Annotated in this window: 10 protein-coding genes; 2 read left to right on the top strand and 8 right to left on the bottom strand. The window is 55.2% G+C overall.

Annotated elements, in window-relative coordinates; genetic code table 11:
• Nucleotides 1–56: 56 nt before the first annotated feature.
• Nucleotides 57–707 (bottom strand): hypothetical protein, encoded by a 651-nt coding sequence (locus AB4Y44_RS28030; protein ID WP_368701423.1) that lies wholly within the window; start codon nt 705–707, stop codon nt 57–59.
• Between the two features lie 534 nt (nt 708–1241).
• A complete protein-coding gene (locus AB4Y44_RS28025; protein WP_368701422.1) occupies nt 1242–1862 on the bottom strand; it encodes a hypothetical protein in 621 nt (206 codons plus the stop codon).
• Between the two features lie 356 nt (nt 1863–2218).
• Here AB4Y44_RS28025 and dcm point away from each other — a divergent pair, with 356 nt between their 5' ends.
• The gene (gene dcm, locus AB4Y44_RS28020; protein WP_368701421.1) at nt 2219–3634 is read left to right on the top strand and encodes a DNA (cytosine-5-)-methyltransferase; all 1416 of its coding nucleotides are present in this window, start codon (nt 2219–2221) and stop codon (nt 3632–3634) included.
• Nucleotides 3635–4049: 415 nt separating this feature from the next.
• Here dcm and AB4Y44_RS28015 read toward each other — a convergent pair whose 3' ends face one another.
• The 6 genes from AB4Y44_RS28015 to AB4Y44_RS27990 all read right to left on the bottom strand — a co-directional run bounded on the left by AB4Y44_RS28015 (nt 4050) and on the right by AB4Y44_RS27990 (nt 14300).
• A complete protein-coding gene (locus tag AB4Y44_RS28015) occupies nt 4050–5210 on the bottom strand; it encodes an NAD-dependent formate dehydrogenase (RefSeq protein WP_368701420.1) in 1161 nt (386 codons plus the stop codon).
• 187 nt (nt 5211–5397) lie between these two features.
• Entirely contained in the window at nt 5398–11049 is a 5652-nt protein-coding gene (locus tag AB4Y44_RS28010) for an AAA family ATPase (RefSeq protein ID WP_368701419.1), read from the bottom strand.
• A gap of 210 nt (nt 11050–11259) precedes the next feature.
• Entirely contained in the window at nt 11260–11559 is a 300-nt protein-coding gene (locus AB4Y44_RS28005; protein WP_368701418.1) for a hypothetical protein, read from the bottom strand.
• Between the two features lie 187 nt (nt 11560–11746).
• Nucleotides 11747–12403 (bottom strand): response regulator transcription factor, encoded by a 657-nt coding sequence (locus AB4Y44_RS28000; RefSeq protein ID WP_368701417.1) that lies wholly within the window; start codon nt 12401–12403, stop codon nt 11747–11749.
• 669 nt (nt 12404–13072) lie between these two features.
• The gene (locus tag AB4Y44_RS27995) at nt 13073–13459 is read right to left on the bottom strand and encodes a response regulator transcription factor (RefSeq protein WP_368701416.1); all 387 of its coding nucleotides are present in this window, start codon (nt 13457–13459) and stop codon (nt 13073–13075) included.
• A 211-nt stretch (nt 13460–13670) separates the two neighbouring features.
• Nucleotides 13671–14300, bottom strand: coding sequence for a response regulator transcription factor (locus tag AB4Y44_RS27990; RefSeq protein ID WP_368701415.1), 630 nt, complete (start codon nt 14298–14300; stop codon nt 13671–13673).
• Nucleotides 14301–14696: 396 nt separating this feature from the next.
• On the opposite strand from AB4Y44_RS27990, the gene AB4Y44_RS27985 reads away from it, so the two are divergent.
• Nucleotides 14697–19778, top strand: coding sequence for an AAA family ATPase (locus AB4Y44_RS27985; protein ID WP_368701414.1), 5082 nt, complete (start codon nt 14697–14699; stop codon nt 19776–19778).
• Nucleotides 19779–19801: the final 23 nt, after the last annotated feature.

Raw genomic sequence — 19801 nt, 5'->3', positions numbered from 1 at the left:
TGCTTTTCGAATCAGATTGGACGCGAGACTTTCAATCAAAAGCATGAGGGGGGAAATCAGTGTACTCCGCTCGTTCCAGCGTTTCCTCGAGCTGCGATTGTCGGCTTCTCTGAGAAGACTGTTCCTTGAATGCGCGAGATGTACCGCTTTGTTACGAGCACGTTGACAAGAACGTTCTCAAGGCGGACGCCCGGAATGTCGGTGCTCGCATGAAGTTGCATGAATCCGCTTGCAGCAACGTAAGCCAAGTTTTCCCACATCCCATCGGGTTCCTCCGCGCACTGTAGTGTCCGATACTGTCCGATGATTGGTGCATCCGAGCCGATTCCAACTCGACCGAACGCACCCACAAGTCCGCGACCTCCGACTGCCGTCTCAAACGCGTGAGGGAGATACCGCTGTCGATGCCACAGGTCCATTGCGCTCCATACCTCCGGGTCAGTGATATCGGCAAGCCAGTAAATCTGAATGCCACCGACCTGTAGACGAAACGTGAGGAGTCGGTCATCACCTACGCCGATGCTGCCATATCCGAAGCAGACGCCGGTCTTCTGACGCTGAACGGTTGCTAACAGATTCTCATCCAGGGGGCACGTGAGTATCGGCAGGTTCCCAGGCACCTTTCCGGCGAGCTGATTTTCCGACGCAAATTCATGCGCGAGGCGCAGGCCGCCGACGTTGAGAAGAGTGTAGTCAAAGTCTTGCATGTCTATGAGTTCCTGACGGTTTCTAGTTAGCCAGTTGTTGCCAGTTAGTTTGTTCCTTTGCACAGTTCCGCGCACCGTGCCGGATCGGTCGTTAGTTGACGACGCATTCGGACCATGCGTCTTGCCTATATAGCGACTGCATTCAAGGAACATCCTCAACTGAATACATGGAGTCATCCGCCTCGCTTCGAACTGTTGATGTCGATACGAGACGGGCGACGTCTACGTCTAGGACAAGAGTTTTAAATTCCGTCAGTCTCGAAGCCGAAATCTGCGTCTCCGGGCGGCGACAAAATGGATTTCCTCGCAAGCGGTGTGCTGCTCATAAATAACGTTTAAATTCCGGCACCGGCGCTCATTACTCGTTTGACGGCGGTGGGCACCAGTGGGCTCGCTAGTGAATAGCCTCTGGCCGAGATTTTTTTGGTGGAAGACATCTATCGAAAGGGATTGCGAGAAAAACCGTCCAAAGGAATTCAGAAAGCGACATAACCTTTAATGCTGACGTTCCGGGCCTCACTATGATCGGGTTCGCTAGTATCGACACACTTTAAGCTCGCGCCGCTTAGATTCAATCAAATCATTAGCGTCGTACATGCTTCCATACCAGGACGGGCGGCACTTCGCTCGTACAGCCTTGGCGTCGTCAGCTTGCCCTTGAAGACAGTTTTCGTCGCGAAGCGGCCTGTGGTTTTCGCCAGAGGACATCATCGCGCATTGAAGCAGGTCGATGTCAATTGACGGATTCCATGGATACGCAACAAATGTCCACGACCTCTTGTGCACAAAGACCACAGGAAAAGTGCTTTCAAGGGCGTCAAACAACGAAAGCTTCCGTGCGTCCAACTCGATTCTCCCTCCAACCAAGCATACCGTTGCCATGCCCGGAAGATTCGGTCCATCTGTGTTGTACACATCAAAACATTCGACCGTGAGCGGCTCACTGCTCTCATCAAGCTCTGCTGGCGTCGTGATGCAAATGCATGCCACCTCCTCGAGTACGCCTTGAATTTCAGGCGGGAGTTGCGCCGCGGGAACTTGGGCGCACACAAGTCCGCCATTTTCCTGCGCATATCGCCGGATGTAATCCAGTGCCTGCGATGCGGAGCGGCCGGTCAGTTGGATGCAGTTGATGCTGTGAGCTACGTCTGTCATTTCTCTCTCAATTTGATAGGTGCCTAAAGCCTCGCCAGTCTGGACCGGTCGAGGTCTGAATTCATGCCGTCAACTAAAAGTCGGCACTCACCATATAGCGAGCGCTCTGAAATTAGCGCGTGCCAAGGAAACTTTTCTCACGTGCGTTCAGCTGCTCCGACGCACACGGCGTTGCTATGCCTGCGACGAGCGCACGCCCCGATGCCGTCATCCGCATCGACGGAACTTCGCTCGCTACCGAAGTAGCTTCGCGCCATTGTCGAATCCGAACCCTGACCGTCATCTAAAAATTCACCTCGACGGAAATATAAACACGTCTCCCTTGACTGCCCATCGTCCTTCCTCGGAGAACCACGGTGGCAGCAGTCAACACGTCGTACCAGTTTCAGAACCCGCTTCGCGTAGTCGAACTTTTTGCCGGTGTCGGTGGCTTCAGGCTCGGCCTTGAGCGAGTGCACGGCAACCCCTTCGAAATGGTGTTGAGCAATCAGTGGGAACCTGGCAAAAAGGTCCAGCATGCAAGCGCTGTATATCAAGCTCGGTGGCAGGGCGACGTTCACTTGAACGAGGACATCGCCGAGGTACTGAAATCCGAAGCAGGACGCACAGCGATTCGCAAGGCTCGCCCCGACGTCGTCGTTGGAGGTTTTCCTTGCCAAGACTACTCTGTAGCCAAGCCGCTCTCGCAGTCGCAGGGCATAGAAGGGAAGAAGGGGGTGCTCTGGTGGTCGATTGCCGAGCTGCTGCGGCAGCGAATTGCAGACGGCGAGCCAGTGAAGTACCTCGTCTTGGAAAACGTCGACCGTCTCATCTCGTCTCCGGCTGTGTGCCGCGGTCGTGACTTCGCGATGGTGCTGTCGACGCTCTATGGTATGGGCTACGCGGTCGAGTGGCGCGTTGTCAACGCCGCTGACTACGGCTTTCCACAACGCCGCCGGCGAGTGTTCATCGTCGCATACCACGTTACCACCGGCATTGCTGAGCGGGCTGCTAGTCGCGTTAGAGAGGGTGGGGCGACATGGTTCAATCAATCGGTTTTGAGTCGCGCATTCCCCGCAGCACTGGTAAATGAGCTTGATGCATCGGTTCCAGCTTTGAGCTTGCGCGACGAGCCTTTCAGCGAACAACTGACTTACCGGCCGCTTTCGAACGGCAAGAGCTGGTTTGCAAACAGCGGAATCATGGTTGCCGGCAAAGTATGGACGGGTGCCGCGAAGGCAACCGCCATTGACGACTTCAGCGCGTTTACAGGTTCGGTGTGTCCGCTCACGCTCGGAGATGTTGTGCGCAAGACGGGACCTGTGCCGACAGCGTTCTACCTGCGAGAAGGGGATAAGCCGAAGTGGTTGGCTGCAAAAGCGGCGAAGCGGGTTCCTCGCGTCAAGAATGGCTTTGCGTACGAATATGCGGAAGGTGCGATGGCCTTCCCGGACCCGTTGGACCGTCCATCACGCACCATCATCACGTCGGAAGGCGGCTCGACCGCGTCCAGAACGAAGCATGCGGTTAGGGAGGCTTCCGGCCTTGTTCGCCGACTGACTCCTGAGGAGTTGGAGGAACTGAACGGATTCCCCCGTGGCTTCACGGACTGTGCAGGGGCTTCGGACTCGACACGAGCGATGCTGATGGGCAATGCCTTGGTGGTGGGTCTGGTGACAAGGATTGGCGAAGCGCTTTATCACGCGCATGTGAAATCGCTGCGAGTCACATCAACGAGTGGTGCAAGCCCTCGAGCTACTGCGAGAGCTCTTTTGGCTCGGGCTCGTGGCTAGCAAGTCTGCGATTCAACTCCGGCTGCTGCCGGTTGCGCTACGCTTCACGGCAGATCCGTTCATCCAGCCGTGTGCTCTGCAAGCGTCAGGCTCCGTGCCGTAGGGGCGAGGTGAAAATCTGCGGCCCCTTCGGTTAAGAAACCGTCGAGAACCCGAGACGATTTGCACGTTAAAACTCGACACTTGTTTGGCCGACGAGTTGCATACGCCAGTCAATCCGCAGATCCCTCTCCCTGACCGGCAGACCACGTTTACCATCATGCCCCACGCGTAAGAGAATGAGCGAATGGCCCAGCTGAGCCGCTCGCTTCGACAGACGCGAATCTATCGCTCCGTAGGAGGTGGCGCCGAGTTGCCGGACGAACGAAGCCACTTGCTAGCAATCCAAAATTGCCTTTGCGCCTCAGTTATCGGGCTAGCTTAGCTTGTACGAGCCCGCCCCAGCGCCTGCAAGTTTCCCCCCATCGACGATCAAGTATTCCGGACGGATGGGTCGTCCTTCGAGGAAGCACTGCAGAATCTCGAGCGTACCTGCGGCATAGCGGGCTTGCGCAGACAGCGAAGTGCCGGAAATATGAGGCGTCATACCTTCATTTGGCATGCTACGCCATGGGTGGTCGGCCGGAGCAGGTTGTGGAAACCAGACGTCGCCCCCATAGCCCGCGAGTCTGCCCGATTCAAGCGCACGCACGATCGCGTCCGTATCGCATAGTTTTCCGCGAGCACAGTTGATAAGATAAGCTCCCCGCTTAACATGGCTGAGCAACTCGTCGTTGAACATATGTTCTGTTGACGGGTAGAGCGGGCTCTGCAGGTTTATTACGTCACAGACCTGAACCAGTGATTCGGCACTCGCGTGGTATGTCACGCCCAATTCTTTCTCGAGCTCAGGCGAGAGCCGATGCGGGTCGTAATAGTGCAGGTGTACGTCGAACGGCTTCATCCTCCGCAGGATTGCAAGACCGATGCGACCGGCGCCGATCGTGCCGAAGTGCATTCCTTCAATATCGTAGCTGCGGGATGCGCAGTCGGCGATATTCCAGCCGCCACTCATTGCATATCGGTGGGCCGGCAGGTAATTGCGTACCAAAGCGAGTGCGGTCATCACCGCATGCTCTGCAACACTGATGCTATTCGAAAACGTTTCTTCAGCAACGATAATGCCGCGTTCAGCCGCTGCTTGGAGGTCGACGTGATCCGATCCGATGCCCGCTGTCAAGGCAAGCTTCAACGTTTCTGCTTTGGCGATGCGTTCTCTAGTTAAATAGGCCGGCCAGAAGGGTTGCGAAATCACGATATCCGCGTCAGGGAGGTGGCCCTCGAACTCGGAGTCCGGTCCATCCTTGTCGCTGGTCACGACAAGTTCATGTCCGTTGCTCTCTAAATAGCAGCGTAGGCCGAGTTCTCCCGATACACACCCGACAAGCTCGCCAGGTCTGAACCCTAGTGCCCCCTGCGGTGCCGGGAGGCGTTGGCCGCCTGGGTACGATGAAATCGTTGGCACATTCGCGCGAGCATAACTTGGGGGGTAGCCGGTCACCGGGTCGGGATAGAGGACACACAGGACTTTCGCCATTGATCTTTCTCCTTAAGCTGAATTGGGGCGGAGCCATTGGTTACGCGCCGCCCGCAGCTTAAGAAAGACCTCGCTACCATCATTGCGCCCGTGCACGAAATTTTCACATTCGCATGCAAGCGCGTGATTCGCGCGGCACGGTGCATCTTTAGGTGCTCGCTTGCCCGCCAAGTCAGGTCGACCAGCTTCAAGGTTGTAGCCGTGACAAGCCGCTTGCTGCGGGGAGCCTCACCAGGAACGTCGTACCGGCCGTCTGATCCGACAAGACGCGAAGACGGCCTCCGTGAGCTCGGACGATAGAGTGTACAACCGACAGACCAATCCCCATGCCGGTTTCTTTCGTCGTGAAGAAGGGCTCGAAGAGTCGGTCCATATTGGCTGCGGACACACCAGGTCCCGTATCGGATACCTTCATTTCGACTTCCCCGTATTCATCCGTTGACGTATTGATACGCAATTTTCGGCGCCCTTCGTTGACCGCACTCATTGCTTCGATTGCGTTGGCGACTAGGTTGAGCACGACTTGTTGGAGCTGGATTCGATCGCCGCTCACAAGTGGCGGCGGCGACGCGAAATCAGTCTCGATACGGATACCATGCTTTTCGGCGTCGCGTCGTATCATAAATAAGACATCGAGAATAGCGGAATTGATATCAACTCTTTCCTCCCGGGTTGGCGATTTGCGGACAAGTCTCCTAATCCGATCGACGATGTCACTGGCTCGCATGGCGTCTCGCACGATCAGATCGAGGGCTTTGCATGCTCTTTCAGTGTTTGCCGGTTGTGCGGACAGCCAACGCAATGCAGCGTCGGCATTTGCGGCCATCGCAGCGATTGGTTGCTTGACCTCGTGGCTGATCGTTGCGGTCAGCTGGCCGACTGTGGAGACGCGATTTGCGTGCGCGAGCTCGCGTTGCGCTTCACGATAGCGGATCTCCGTCTCGCGGGCCTCCGCCTCAGCTCGCTTGCTTTCGGTCAAATCGACAACGAAGCCGACTCCCTCTTCGCCCCCGGGTGAAAACATCGCGGCACCGAGAAGGACCGGCGCACGACTTCCGTCCTTCCGAAAATATTCCTTTTCGAACGGTGGCAGGACTCCGCTCTCGCGAAGCTGAGGCTCATACAACTGTAAGTCGCGCTGAAGCCAGTCTTCTGGCGTCAAATTTCTCCAATTCAATTGCCCGCGCTCCAGTTCATCCCGACTGTAACCAAGCAGATTGAGGAAGGCGGCGTTCGCGTTAAGTAGCGTTCCGTCGAGCACAAAAATAAATATGCCGATGATGTTTGCATCGACAAGGCGTCGGATGCGTGCTTCCCGGTCAGATAGTTCCTTATAGAGGCGAGCGTTCTCCAAAGCAATCGCTACTTGTGAGGCAAGTAGCTTGAGAGCCGCTACACGGGGCGGTGCAAAGACTCCCGGGGTAACCTTATTTTCGAGGTATAGGGCGCCCGTTAGCTCTCCACGCCGCAGGAGCGGGATACAGAGTACCGCGCGAACTCGATGGGCATCTATATATGGATCTGATCCGAATAACTGGTCGATAGCCGTATCGCTGATGAGTACGGTCTCTTCGGTGCGCAAAACGTAATTGACAACCGCCATCGGTATCTGGCTACTATCAATTGCGGTGCTTACCTGTTCGACAGAAACGGTCTCTTCGTGGACGGTCGCGTCAGCTTCGATTTTCGCGCCACCTCGTGCCGACGAGAGAATCAATAGCGCCCTGTCCGCTCCTGAGTACGGTAGCGCGGCCTGCATGAATGTGTCTATTACCTTTTCGAACACAATCTCTGACGAAACGCGTTGTGACACATCGATTAGCATGTCCGAATCAAAACCAGCGGCATTCGAACTCATCGTGTCACTCGGGTGATTTGTATGGCCGCTCACGCCGACATGAGGATAAATCTCGTCGATTTGGCGAACTTTACCTAGCGCGCCCCAGCGGAGATAACCGTAGCGAGCGTTTCGTAGATAGGCATCAGATATGAGCTCAAAGCCGCGCGAACGATAAAAGCGCGCGGCGAGTTCGCTGGCAAGTGCCTCTTGGTGTGGAAAGCCGTGGGAGCGTGCGGATTGAATGGCACGCTCATACAATCTCTCGGCTTCTAGCACGCGTCCTTCGAGTCGAGCCACCTCGGCGCCCACCAGGGCAGCACGGTTTGCGAAATTCTCAGGGAAATTGGTTGCCAGTATTCCCAATCGTGCATGATGATGGGAAAGCCTGGAAAGCCAGTCGATCCGATCCTTACGCTCTTCGACGGATCCGTTTTCGATGTTCGCAGCCAACGTTAGCGCGGCATAGAAATGAAATTCCGCCTCTTCAAGGAACATCGAAGACGTCCATATTAACGCCTGCGCCTTTGTTAGTGAATTGGTCGCTGTTGCATAGTCGCCCGACAGGTAGCGTGCCTGCATCTTTCGCGTCCAATACCAGCACTCCGCAACAGCTAATCCAGTGCTTCCCGCCAGCTGCAATTCGAATTCGCGCTCATCGAAGTGCTCATCGTCGAACAGTCCGAATAGGCGAGTCTGCCCTTGCATCGAGCGAACGAATGCAAGCTGGGTAGATATGATACTGGTGGCTAGACCATGCCGTGCTTTCTGAGCGAAGATGAGTCCATCCTCTGCTTCGGCTTGAACGCTCTGTAGAGCTTCGCCTGCGAACAGCAGATTCGTGTTTAGACTGCACAGGGAATAGGACGCATAGAGAAGGTCGCCCGCTTTGTTCGCTGCAACGAATGCTCGTCTTAGGATAGGCTCTGACAGGCGAACGTGCTGCGTCCAATGCATTGTGAAAATTACGAACACGATGCAAGTGCTCGCATGAAAACGGTGTTGGGTGTTGAGTTCCGCGATTGCGTAGCCCGCCTGACCAAATCGAATTCCAATTTCGAAATCGCCAAAACGCGGGCCGGCTATTCTACTTAATGTTGCATACGCGACGCAGGAAGCTTCGGAGTTTCCATTTGCAAGGCTAAGGTTGATCGCTTTGCATGTGATCAGCGAGTTGAGATTGAAATCAGTGAAGCAAGCAGCAGATAAAACCCTCGTTAGCACTTCTACGGTCGTTAGCGCGACAGAGTCCGTCATCGGGGGTAGCTTGACGATATCCGCGACCGCAAGACCAGCCACTCTCCTTTGAAGCTCTGAATACTCATCCTCGACCTCATCGTCGCTTGGGTGGGCGCAGCACGGTATGCCAACATACCCAAGAAACTCAAGTGCAACGGAAATGGCGCGGTTGCTTCGGTCTAGTGCCGTATAGACATCCATTCGCATGACCGCGACTTTGCCTCTGTCAACTAGCCTGTAGAGGCCCGTCGAGAGCGTCGTCAGGCGGAGCTCAGCGGCTAATAGCTTGCCTGTGAGGAATTCGCATTCTGCAAGCTCCACTTCAAGCTGGAAGCGGATGTCGGAGTCGCGATCGCGCTGGTTCTGTCCGAGAATGGCTGCACCAGCATTGAGGTAACGTAGGGCGCCCTCGTAGGCTGCGGACAGTTTGGCGCGTATGCCGGCACGTAAATTTATCTTTGCAACGGCTGCGCGCTCGTCGTCTGAAGTGATGCCACTCAGTGCGCGATTATATTGGCCGGCGATTTCGAAGAGTCCATCATCATTCTCGTCAGAAAGAGCGGACGACAAAAATCTGGCAATCGTCAGGTGTGTTTTGACACGAGCCGATTCGGGAGTAAGCGCATAGGCTGCCTCCTGAACACGGTCGTGCGAGAATCGATAAGTGTTACCCACGCGCTCGACGAGTTCCAGCTGAACCGCACTTCGCAGCTTGCTGTGTATCGCATTTTTGGACGATTGACGGACGAGTGCTAGGCTTTGGGCGGTAGCGCCGTTGCCGAGGCATGCTAGCTCGCGAAGAACTTCCCGACAATCGTGGGGTAGGCGTTGGAGCCGCGCGGTCATTAGATTGGCCACGTTTTCGGTGTAGCTGGCGCTTTGTATGGGCCGGAGGTCCCATTGCCAGCGACCCGCAGCTTTATCCAAAACAAGCACGTGCTCTTCGGCGAGTGTGCGGAGGAACTGGATTGTAAAGAACGGGTTGCCGGCAGTTTTTGTATGAACAACGTTCGCCAGTGGTTCCACGAGCTTGTTGTTCGAGCGCAATATGTCGCTAACCAGTGATACAACTTGCTCGGCCTCGAGTGGCGCCAGCTTAATCTCCTCAATAGTGGCGCCGGTCGCCTTCACCGCGACAATTTTCAGCGCGAGCGGATGAGATTCGTTGACTTCGTTATCACGGTATGCCCCAACTAGCAGGATGTGGCGCATATCAGGATGTCCCACAATGTCGCCCAATAGTTCGAGTGTAGCGGCGTCCGCCCACTGTAGATCGTCGATGAAAAGGACTAGCGGGGTGTTTTCGCGCGCAAAGACCTGGATGAAGCGACGCAGCACAAGCTGAAATCGACTCTGAGCCTGTTGCGACGGTAGCTCAGGTGCCGGAGGTTGGTCACCCAAAACGAGCGTCAACTCCGGCACAAGTTCCGTGATGAGCCTCCCGTTCGGCTCCACGGCTTCACGTATTGCATCGCGCCAGTTTGTCAGGACGTCGTCGTGCTTGGTAAGCAGCGGCATGACGAGTTGCTTAAGAGCGAGCGCTAGCGCGGCATACGGCATCTCCCCGTTTTGCTGATCACACTTTCCCGCTGCAAAGGTCACCTGAGAAACGCTTAACGTTCTTTGCAGCTCGTGCACCACAGAAGACTTGCCTACGCCGGAGTAACCGGAAACAAGGATTAGTTCTGGTGCGTCGCCACGCAGCGTTCGCTCGAATGCCTCAACCAGCCGCTCGGCCTCCGTTTCGCGGCCGTATAGTCTGGACGGACCGCGAAATCTGTCGGGTAGGTCAGCCTCGCCCAGTTCAAATGGGCAAATCGCGCCTTGTTTGGCCCAGTCCTTCATGCACCGTTGAAGGTCACTTTCGAGGCCCGCAGCGCTCTGATAACGATCCTCGGGCGCCTTCTCGAGCAACTTCAGGACGATCGCCGAGAGCTGAAACGCAACGGATGACGAACGTACGTGCGGGGCGATCGGCTTTCGCGAAGTATGACCGAGTATCCATTCCGTCGGGCCATTAGCCACGAATGGCAATTTCCCCGTCAGCATCCGGTAGAAGATGACGCCCAAGCTGTACAGGTCACTACGAGCGTCAACGGAGCGACTTAGGCGTCCCGTTTGCTCCGGTGACATGTATGCCATAGTTCCAGTGACACTCCCTGCGGGAGCCGCGGGACTATTCCGGTGTGGAATATCGGAAGCGATACCGAAGCCGGTGAGCCTAACGGTGTTATTGGCCTTATCGACATACAGGTGGGCAGGCTTCAGGTCTCTGTGCACGATGTTTTCGGCGTGCATTTGGGCAACAGCGGCCGCAGTACTAATAGCCAGTTTCAAGAACCATTCACCGGATAGGGGGACAGTCAGTAGCTGCTCGAGCGGTTCACCACCTGTATCCTCAAGGAGCAGAACGGCTCGGTCGCTTTGGCGCTGCATCTCAATTGGGCGTATGGCCCAATGCCCCTTGAGCCTGTCCCTTAACCGGTATTCGTTTTGAAGTCGTTCGAACGTCGCTATATCGAGCGCGTCGCTTTTTGGTCGGACTACCAAGAGGGAAGTCTGCTTTCCGTCTGAGCCCGCGGCGAAGGCTCTGCAGTGGATAAGCTCGGCATCTTCATAGACGATATCGAGGGGCCTATTCAAAACAAACTGTGTAGCCTGCGTGATCGCACCATCAGTGTAGCTGCGCGGCGTCGCGTTTTCCGGATTAGAAGATGCCGGCTCAACGCTGGGCGATGAAGAACTATTCGCAGTTTTTTTCATGGCACTTGCGGATTCTGGTAGATGTTTCCGACGCTGCATCTTCGGAAAAGTATTGGAAGAAACCGATGTCTACCCATCACGAATATGTGAATTCGGGAGGTGGGTAATGCTTTGCTTGACGACATGTCAGCTCACCCTTATGAGGGTATCGAACTCAGAGCGTCTCGTCTGATCCGCAGCTTTTCCAAGCGGAGCTTGGAGGAATCATGGTCACGAGTCAAGCTCTTCGTCCGGAGTCCGGCGCATCGAAGCCTCGTCCGAAATATAGCTCCCCTGGATGTCCACGGCGCCGCCGGAAAGGGGCACGGCGTCTTTACCGAAGGGCTGGGTACGCTGGCTGGTGACTTCTTCTGCATCTGCCCGACGCCAGAACTCAATGGTCCCCTCGAGAAGGGGACTCGGAGAAGTGTATGGAGTGCGGGCCGCCACACTGGGAAACCAAATGAACAGAGCGCGCATCGATTTGGTTTTCGGCGCGAGCGCAAACTCCAGGCGTTGTCCGAAGTCCACGGGAGACGATTCTCAGGGAGGGGGGTTATCCGTGACTTCGTCCCAGCTTGGGTAAAGGTAACGAGTCCCGACCGCTTCGACGATATTTGAGGCACGGCATGGCCTTATCCGTGGGGGCCATGCTTTGACGAACGACGCTCACCGTAGCGAAGTGCGATTTCCGCAAGCTCGTACTACAGTTGACACGTCACGCGCGTGCCGACGGGCTATCCGGGCGCTTGACCAAGCCCAATGCTTCCGCCTTCAGGACGAAGTCGGCTATAGACTGCGATTCCATTTTTTTCATCGCTTGGCCGCGATGAAGCTTCACGGTGATTTCACTCAGATTCAGCTCAGCCGCAATCTGCTTGTTTAGAAGCCCCCCGGCGACCAGTTCCATCACCTTCCGCTCCCGCGCTGTCAACGACTCGTACAACGCGCGCAGCGCTGCTGCAGATCGCTCGCTCAGGCGCCTTAGCCGATCTACTTCCAAGGCGGAAGTCACAGCTTCGACCATGTCCTGTCCGCGAAAAGGCTTCGCCAAGAAATCCACAGCGCCGGCTTTCATCGCTTGAACCGACATCGGTATGTCCCCATGAGCCGTCATTAATATTACGGGTAGGCGCAATCGACGCACTATGTTCTCTTGAACGTCGAGACCGTTTTGCCCTTTAAGCCGGACGTCCAAGACGACGCAACCCGGCACGTCGGGCAACTCTAGAGCGAAAAATTCGGTGGCTGCCGCAAACAGCTTGACAGTCAGGCCCACCGATCCGAGCAGTGTTTCGACAGCCTTACGCATCGCGCTATCGTCGTCGATCACATAGACGATTGAATCGATAGCGTCATCCGGCGCATCATTCATTTGTTCCCCGGCTCTGTGTTAAAAAATGGCGGCTGATCCCAATTATTGGAAAATGGCGCGGCCTGGAGCTTCGCCGTCTATTTTAACTAAAACACAGTGCTGGAGTTCCAATGTATCCGTCTACTAAGTGCACGTGCGCGCCACCATGGGATTGTTCGTGGGGCACCACAACGCATCAGTCGGCAAATGTCGCGCCATACTTCGCTGTGGTGGTGTTCGCAACCTCGCGCACACCGGCTTGGCGTTTGACCCTTGCACAACAGTAGAGGCCGTTCGAACTATGCACCCGCAACCGAAGTTGGGCCGCCGGACGCGAGAAGCGGCGCGCACGCCACAAAGAGGCGGCGAATCGGCGACATCGATCGACCGAGACCATTTTGGTTTGCAAACCCATAGCGCTGCCGCGCCCGCTCTCCCTGTTACCGCCCGCGGGCGCTTCGTGTCAGCCAGGTCTAAGAGATAGAGAATGCGGATCAGCACAGAGGTGCCTTTGGCAGCGCACCAGGGTAAACTCTGAGGGCTACCGGCAAATTCGTCTCTCTCCGATACAGGGTCCGGCTCCGGTGAGATGCATTCGGGCTGATTCGTTGTGCACGCAAGGACCATCACTTGTGCGGTCAAACGGAGGTTGGTGGGTGAAACCCTGGCCCGCGATCATTTAAGAAGCGACTAAAACGACGACGGGCCGACGATTTGCTCCACGCGAACCAACAATTTGGCCTCGTCCAGCGGTTTTGAAAAAACCCCTGCCCCTCCTATTCTCCTGCACCGATTTACGACGTCCTGCGTTGCGTAGGCGGTAACGAAGACCGTCGGAATCGCCAGTTGGCGAGTTGCTACCTCTTTTACTAATGCAATCCCGTCGAGATCTGGCATCTGGACATCTGCAATCAACAAGCAAATCTCCAACCTGTCGAGTTCAGAAAGAAACGCTGCGCCCGAATCGTAGGCTCGCACAACCCAGCCGAAAGACCGCAATAAACTCGCTATTCCCAATCTCATTGACTGATCGTCGTCGACAATGGCGATGACTTTAGACCGCAAGATGGTGTCCATTGTGCACGATGCCGCTGGGTCGAACCGCGTTATTGGGGCTAGCAATGGAAGCGAACATACCGTATTCGCGCCGGCGTCGCAATAATACGTTCGCGTTAGCGCGATCGCACCTCATGCGTATTCAAGGCGGACCAGATGTCAACGCGGCTCTCTTCTCGATTGCACTTTGGGGGTTACGCGGTAGAGCTTTTTTGGGGACCACTGGCGTTCTTCAACTACTCACGGCAGGAACGTGCTGCAGCATCTTTACGAGTTCAGCCACGGACCGAGCTGACAGTTTCCTCATCGCTTGGGCGCGGTGTATCTTTACGGTCACTTCACTCAACCCCACGCGGTCGGCAATCTGCTTGTTCCGCAGCCCCTCTGCGACAAGGAAAATGACCTCTCGTTCACGGGGTGTCAACATTGCGTAAAGACTACGAATCCTGAGCGCTTGATAATCTTGTGAGCGCGTCTCCTCACTTCTTCTGAGCGCGCCGGCGACGGCGTCGAGAATATCCTGTTCTCTGCATGGCTTGGTAAGGAAATCGAACGCGCCAGCCTTCATCGCTTGGACCGTCATGGCGATATCACCGTACGCCGTGAGGAAAATAACGGGCATGTGAATTCCTGCCTGAAGAGCGTTCTGTTGTATCGTCAGTCCACTCATGCCACGAAGGCGTACATCGAGAATGAGGCAGCTGACAACATCAGGAATCTCCGAGTTCAGAAATGTGTGCGGTGAATTAAAAGTACGCACCTCCAAGCCCTCCGAGCGAAAGAGGCTTTCGAGCCCACTGCAGATGCCGGGATCGTCGTCAACGACATAAACTATCGCTCCAGGTTCTAGAGAGTTCCGCATAGTTACCTTGTTCTCCCCAGAGAATTGCACTTACGTTTACCTAAATCTTGGGTCTCTGTAAGCATAATGCGCCACCCGCGTTGCCTCAATCGTGAGATCGCCTCGAGAACGATAGCAATGGTCTATTGGAACTATACTTTCGTATAGCCAACGCGTAAAACGCGCGCTCCGCGCGTACTTGGACGCGGAGTTTGGAATACGATTCCGATAGCAACCTTCGCATCCCTAGGTAGCAGAACTGGGGGCTCACGTGTATGCGAAGCCACGATCACTCGCGTTAGGGAGCACATCCTGACCATTCTTTTCGAGCAATTTTCCAACTTGAGTGGTGCGACGGTCACTTTACTGCGCGACGGTCCGATACAACTATATAGAGTGCGGAGATCGCACTCATCTGTGCTGGCCGCGATCCCCTTATCCCCGGTGCAAGACGGCGCACTAAATCAATTGCGCTATGAATACGGCATTAGGAGCAAGCTGCAGCGGGGATTTGCGCTAGTCCCGGAGCAGTTAACCATTCATCAACAGAATCCCGCGATGTTGATGGAAGATCCTGGCGGCCTGATGTTGTGTGAGCTAGTCGGGGACGCCATGCCCTTGGGTAAGTTCATTTCGCATGCCAAGGAAATTGCGCTTTCTTTGGCTTTGGCCCACGAATCAGGTCTGGTGCATGGCGCCTTGGCGCCTTCGAATGTTATGGTTCATAGCACAGGTCTGCATGCGTGGCTGACAGGCTTTCGTCCGCCACATGCGGATTCCATCGACACTGTCTCGCCAAACGGTTCGATTCTGATGTGCGAACGGGAGTTGTTGCACTACATCGCGCCGGAAGCGACGGGGAGAATAAATCGTGTTGTCGATGCGCGGTCTGATCTATACTCTCTGGGCTGCATTTTCTATCAGATGCTCACCGGGAGCGTTCTCTTTCCCGATCTCGCCCCGTCGGAGGAGGTGCACGCACATCTCGCAAGACAACCAATGGATGTCGCCAGATTTATGGCGACACCATTGGTCGGCGTGGCTGCAAAGCTCAGATCAATTTTGCACCGTCTGCTCGCCAAGGACCCTGAGGAGCGCTACCAATCCGCGACAGCGCTAGCCCGAGACCTCCTGGTTTGTCAGGACCACGGGATCGATAAATCCACCATTAGCCCATTTGTGCATGTGCGTTTCGCGCTGCCCACTCCTGATTCCTTGGTCGCGCGGGAGCACGAAGTCGAAACTTTGCTTGAGTCATTACGCGACGTTTCCGAGGGAGAGCCGAGTCCATTGGTTCTGCTGGAGGGCCCAGCCGGGATTGGTAAGACGGCGCTTGTGCAGCAATTGAGGCGTCAACTAGGAAACACGGATCACGAGTTCGCAGTCGGAAAGTGCGAACAGGCTGACGGGGCAACTCCATACGCGAGTTTGGCACGCGCGCTTCATTTCCTGATGAAAAGTGCACTGGGACTTCCACCTGTTCGGTATGAAGCCTTGCAGCAGAAACTCAGGGAGACGTTGGCAAGCGATGTGCCGGTTGTCACCGCGAACTTTCCAGAGCTGACTCGTCTCCTAGGCGAGCATGTCTATCGACCCGCCGTTTCCGTTCACGCGGAACGGCCGCGGTTTCTTAACGCCATTACTAAACTGCTGGGCGCATTTTGTGAGCGCGGGCGACCACTCGTATTTTTCCTTGATGATCTTCAATGGGCCGATGAAGGAACCATCGAGGTACTAACATACGCTATTCAAAATCCGCCGAACCCATTCATTTTGTTTGTGGGAGCAATGCGTGAGCAGGAGATAGCCTCTACAAATGCCTATGCCTTTGCACTGTGTGCTCCAGAATACAGCAGGCGTGTACGGTTGCGTGCCTTGTCGAGCGACAATGTCGAGACACTGATACGGGAGTTACTTCCCGGAAAAGTGCGAGAAATAGGCGAACTGCGAGATGCTATCTTCGAACATACTGGCGGGAACCCGTTCTTCGTAATTCAATTCGTGAGATCGCTCGTCGAGGAAGGGATGCTGGAATATAACGAGACGGAACGCGAGTGGTGCGCGAGAGTTTCGACAATCGCGAAGCGAGTTGTCAGTCCGAGCCTGATCGACTTGCTGGCAGTTAAAGTCAATGCGTTATCGGTAGAGGCAAGAAATGCACTTCGATGCCTCGCGTTGCTCGCGCGGCCAGCATCGTCTTCGACGCTTGCCGCGGCAATGTCGTTGCCGCAAAACAAGGTCTTCGAGGGGCTCAAAGAGGCTGTTGATGTACAACTGCTTGATTTCGATGAGGCATTGTTCTCGTTTCGTCATGATCGTATTCGCGACGCGGTTTACGACGGCATGAGCTACGCGCAACGTCAATCAGCTCATCTCAGAGTCGGCCTAAATTTGCTTGAGTGCGCGCAGGTCCTGGAATTGCAGGACGGCATTTTCATAGTCGTCAATCAACTGAATATGGGTGCATCGCTAGTCGGGGCGGCAGAGGAGCGGTACCGGTTCGCAATGGTCAATCTCGAGGCGGCGAACCGCGCCAAGGAGGGGACGGCTTATGCGTCCGCGGTTTCATATCTGTCGTACGCGTACACGTTTGTCCATGAATATCCGGAGTATGCGCACCTCGTTGCGTTGATTGAATTGCGCAGGGGAGAATGCGAATTTCTATCTAAGAAAGTGGTTGCGGCTGCTTATCGTCTCAAGGACGTCAGAGCGGATTTGCTGGCCTTCAATGACAGGGCTGAACTCGCCAGACTCCGTGTAGCCCTATACGTTACGCTCGACGACCCTGAAATGGCGCTTGAAGTTGGGCTGCACTTCCTTGCAGTAGAAACCGGGATCGAGATCCCACGTCTCCCGAGTGATGACGACATTGACGAAGAATACGAGCGATTCAAAGTGCTACATGCGGAGCGCGGCACCGATGAGTTGATTGCGTTACAGATGGTACAGAATGAAAAAGTTCGAAAGGCGATGTATGTGCTAGCTGATTTGAAACCTGCGGCCCTCTTTACGAACCGGAGGTTGTCGGACATGGTCATTCTCCGCATGACGACATTGAGCCTGGAATATGGGCATTGCGATGCGTCGTGCTATGCCTATGTTTGTCTGAGCATGGTCGTCGGGGCCAAGTATGGCGATTACTCTACAGTCGCACGTTTTGGTCAATTGGCGATGCGGCTACCAGTTGAGCGCGGCCTCACGCAGTTCCAGGGCCGGGTACAAATGTGCTATGGGACGCTAAATTTACCTTGGACCGGACCGTTGGCGTCGGCGAGGCGTCACATTGAACAGTCGACGCTCCTGACAGAGCAACAAGGTGACGTTACCTTCGCGGTTTATTCCCGACGACACCTCGCGACTAATTTGATCTTCTCCGGCGCGCTGCTTTCGGAGGCACAAGAGGTGGTCGAAGTTGGTATCAAGATTGCGCGGCAGGTTGGCTTCCCACTCGTAGTTGATGCTTGTATTGCTCAAGCCTGGTTTATTCGCTCAATGAGAGGCGCCCCGGTTGATATTGGGGGATACGATTTCGAAGGTGATTATAGGTTTCTGCTCGATGATTGTCTCAATGGAAAATTTCATCGGGATATCGCGGCGTTCTCGTATTGGACATACGAGATCCAGATCAGGTACCTGTATTTGGACTACGCGGTCGCATTGCACGCTGACGAGCGCGCGGAGCGCGCCGCGTGGGCATCTCCGGCCTTCCTTGAGATGGCGGAATTTGTATTCTATGGTGCACTCCTTCGATTCACACTGAGCCGGAAATCCAGTGGTGACGAGCGCAATCGTCATCTAACCATAGCGAGAAAGCGTCTCGCGTTGCTCGCAAAATGGTCTAGCGAGTCCCCGGAGAATTTTCTTTCACGGGAGCGCTTGGTTCGCGCGGAGCTAGCGCGCACCATTGGCGACGTCACATCGGCGCAATCACTCTACGAGGAGGCGATTGCATTGGCAGAAAAGACGAGCCAGCTGCAGATCCAAGGTCTTGCGAAAGAACTAGCGGCACGTTTTTGCATCGACATGCGGTGGCAATCGGCAGCTCAGGGCTACCTGCGGCAGGCATGGAGTACCTACAAATTATGGGGTGCGGACGCGAAGGTAGTTCAGTTGGAGGAAGAGTTTCCTGAGTTGAACGTCGGCCGACGGGTTACTCCTGGCGGTGTGCTTGGAGGAGCAGGTGATAATGCGCATCAATTCGATGTTTGGGTCGTTCTAAAAGCGGCTCAGGCGTTATCGAGCGAAATGTCGCTTGAAGCACTTATGCAAGTCCTTCTGGATACCGCGCTACAGTACGCGGGCGCCGATTATGTCGTCTTGTGTCTACTCGTGGACGGTGGACTTAACGTTGTTGCAAGAGCTACCGTTACCCACGGAGCGACTGAGATGAATCTTGAAAGCGAGGCGATCTCGCCGAAGCTGGTTCCAATCTCACTTGCTTACTCGGCACTTAGAACCAAAGAGTCGATCGTTCTTGACGACGCTCGTAGAGATACGCACTATGGAATCGATCCATTTATCAGGGAACAACAACCTCGATCCATTATGTGTGTGCCGTTAGTTAAGCACGGAATGCTGACGGGATTGCTTTATTTGGAGAATAGGCAGATAGCCGGAACATTTACAGCTGCCCGCTTGCAAACGCTGGAGGTACTTGCGTCGCAGGCTGCAATTTCGCTTGAGAATGCGAAACTATATAGAAACATCGAGAATGAGCATGAGAGGCGCGCGGCTGCGGAACGGCATCTTCGAGATATTCAGGCTACGCTCGATAGAGCGTCAAGGCTGACCGCGATGGGCGAATTGGCTGCATTCATAGTTCATGAGGTTAGCCAACCAATTGGCGCGATGGGCACGTGTTCGCGGGCGGCGACAAGTTGGCTGAGGCGTGACAACCCGGATGTTGCGGAGGCTCTCGCCATGCTCGACCGCATTTCAATCGATAGTCGCCGCGCGGCGGATATTGTCGAAAGTATCAGAACTATGGCGAGGAAATCTTCACCGACCATAAGAACTGTCGATATTAATGAGGCGATACGCGAGGTAGTTGGTTTGCTAGGCGATAAAATCGCGGGTGGTGGCGTTATTGTCTTTGGCAACTTTGATGACGGATGTTTGAACGTGCGCGGTGATCGGATACTACTGCAGCAGGTAATTATGAACCTCGTTTCGAATGCCCTTGCGGCTTTGAGCGAAGTTACCGGTCGGCCGAGGCAAATCAAAATCGATACCTCGGTTGACTCGTCTCGCGTCCTGTGGGTGACGGTCAGCGATACTGGACCTGGTATTTCAGAGGAGATGGCCAGGCATATCTTTGACGCGCTCGCTACGACGAAGCAGGCGGGAATGGGCCTAGGTCTGTCGATCTGCCGATCGATTGTCGAGGCACACGGTGGGAGGATTGAGGCCGTCACGACCCAAGACGGTGGCGCTTGTTTTCGATTCTTTATTCCCCAAGAAGACTCTAACGGCGCGCCGGATCTTGGGTCCGCACATTGACTCACGCATTCGTCGACGTGCGG

Source organism: Paraburkholderia sp. BR10937 (assembly GCF_040965695.1).
GTDB lineage: Bacteria > Pseudomonadota > Gammaproteobacteria > Burkholderiales > Burkholderiaceae > Paraburkholderia.
The sequence above is the reverse complement of the archived record's forward strand: the minus strand, read 5'-3'. Positions and strand labels throughout refer to the sequence as shown.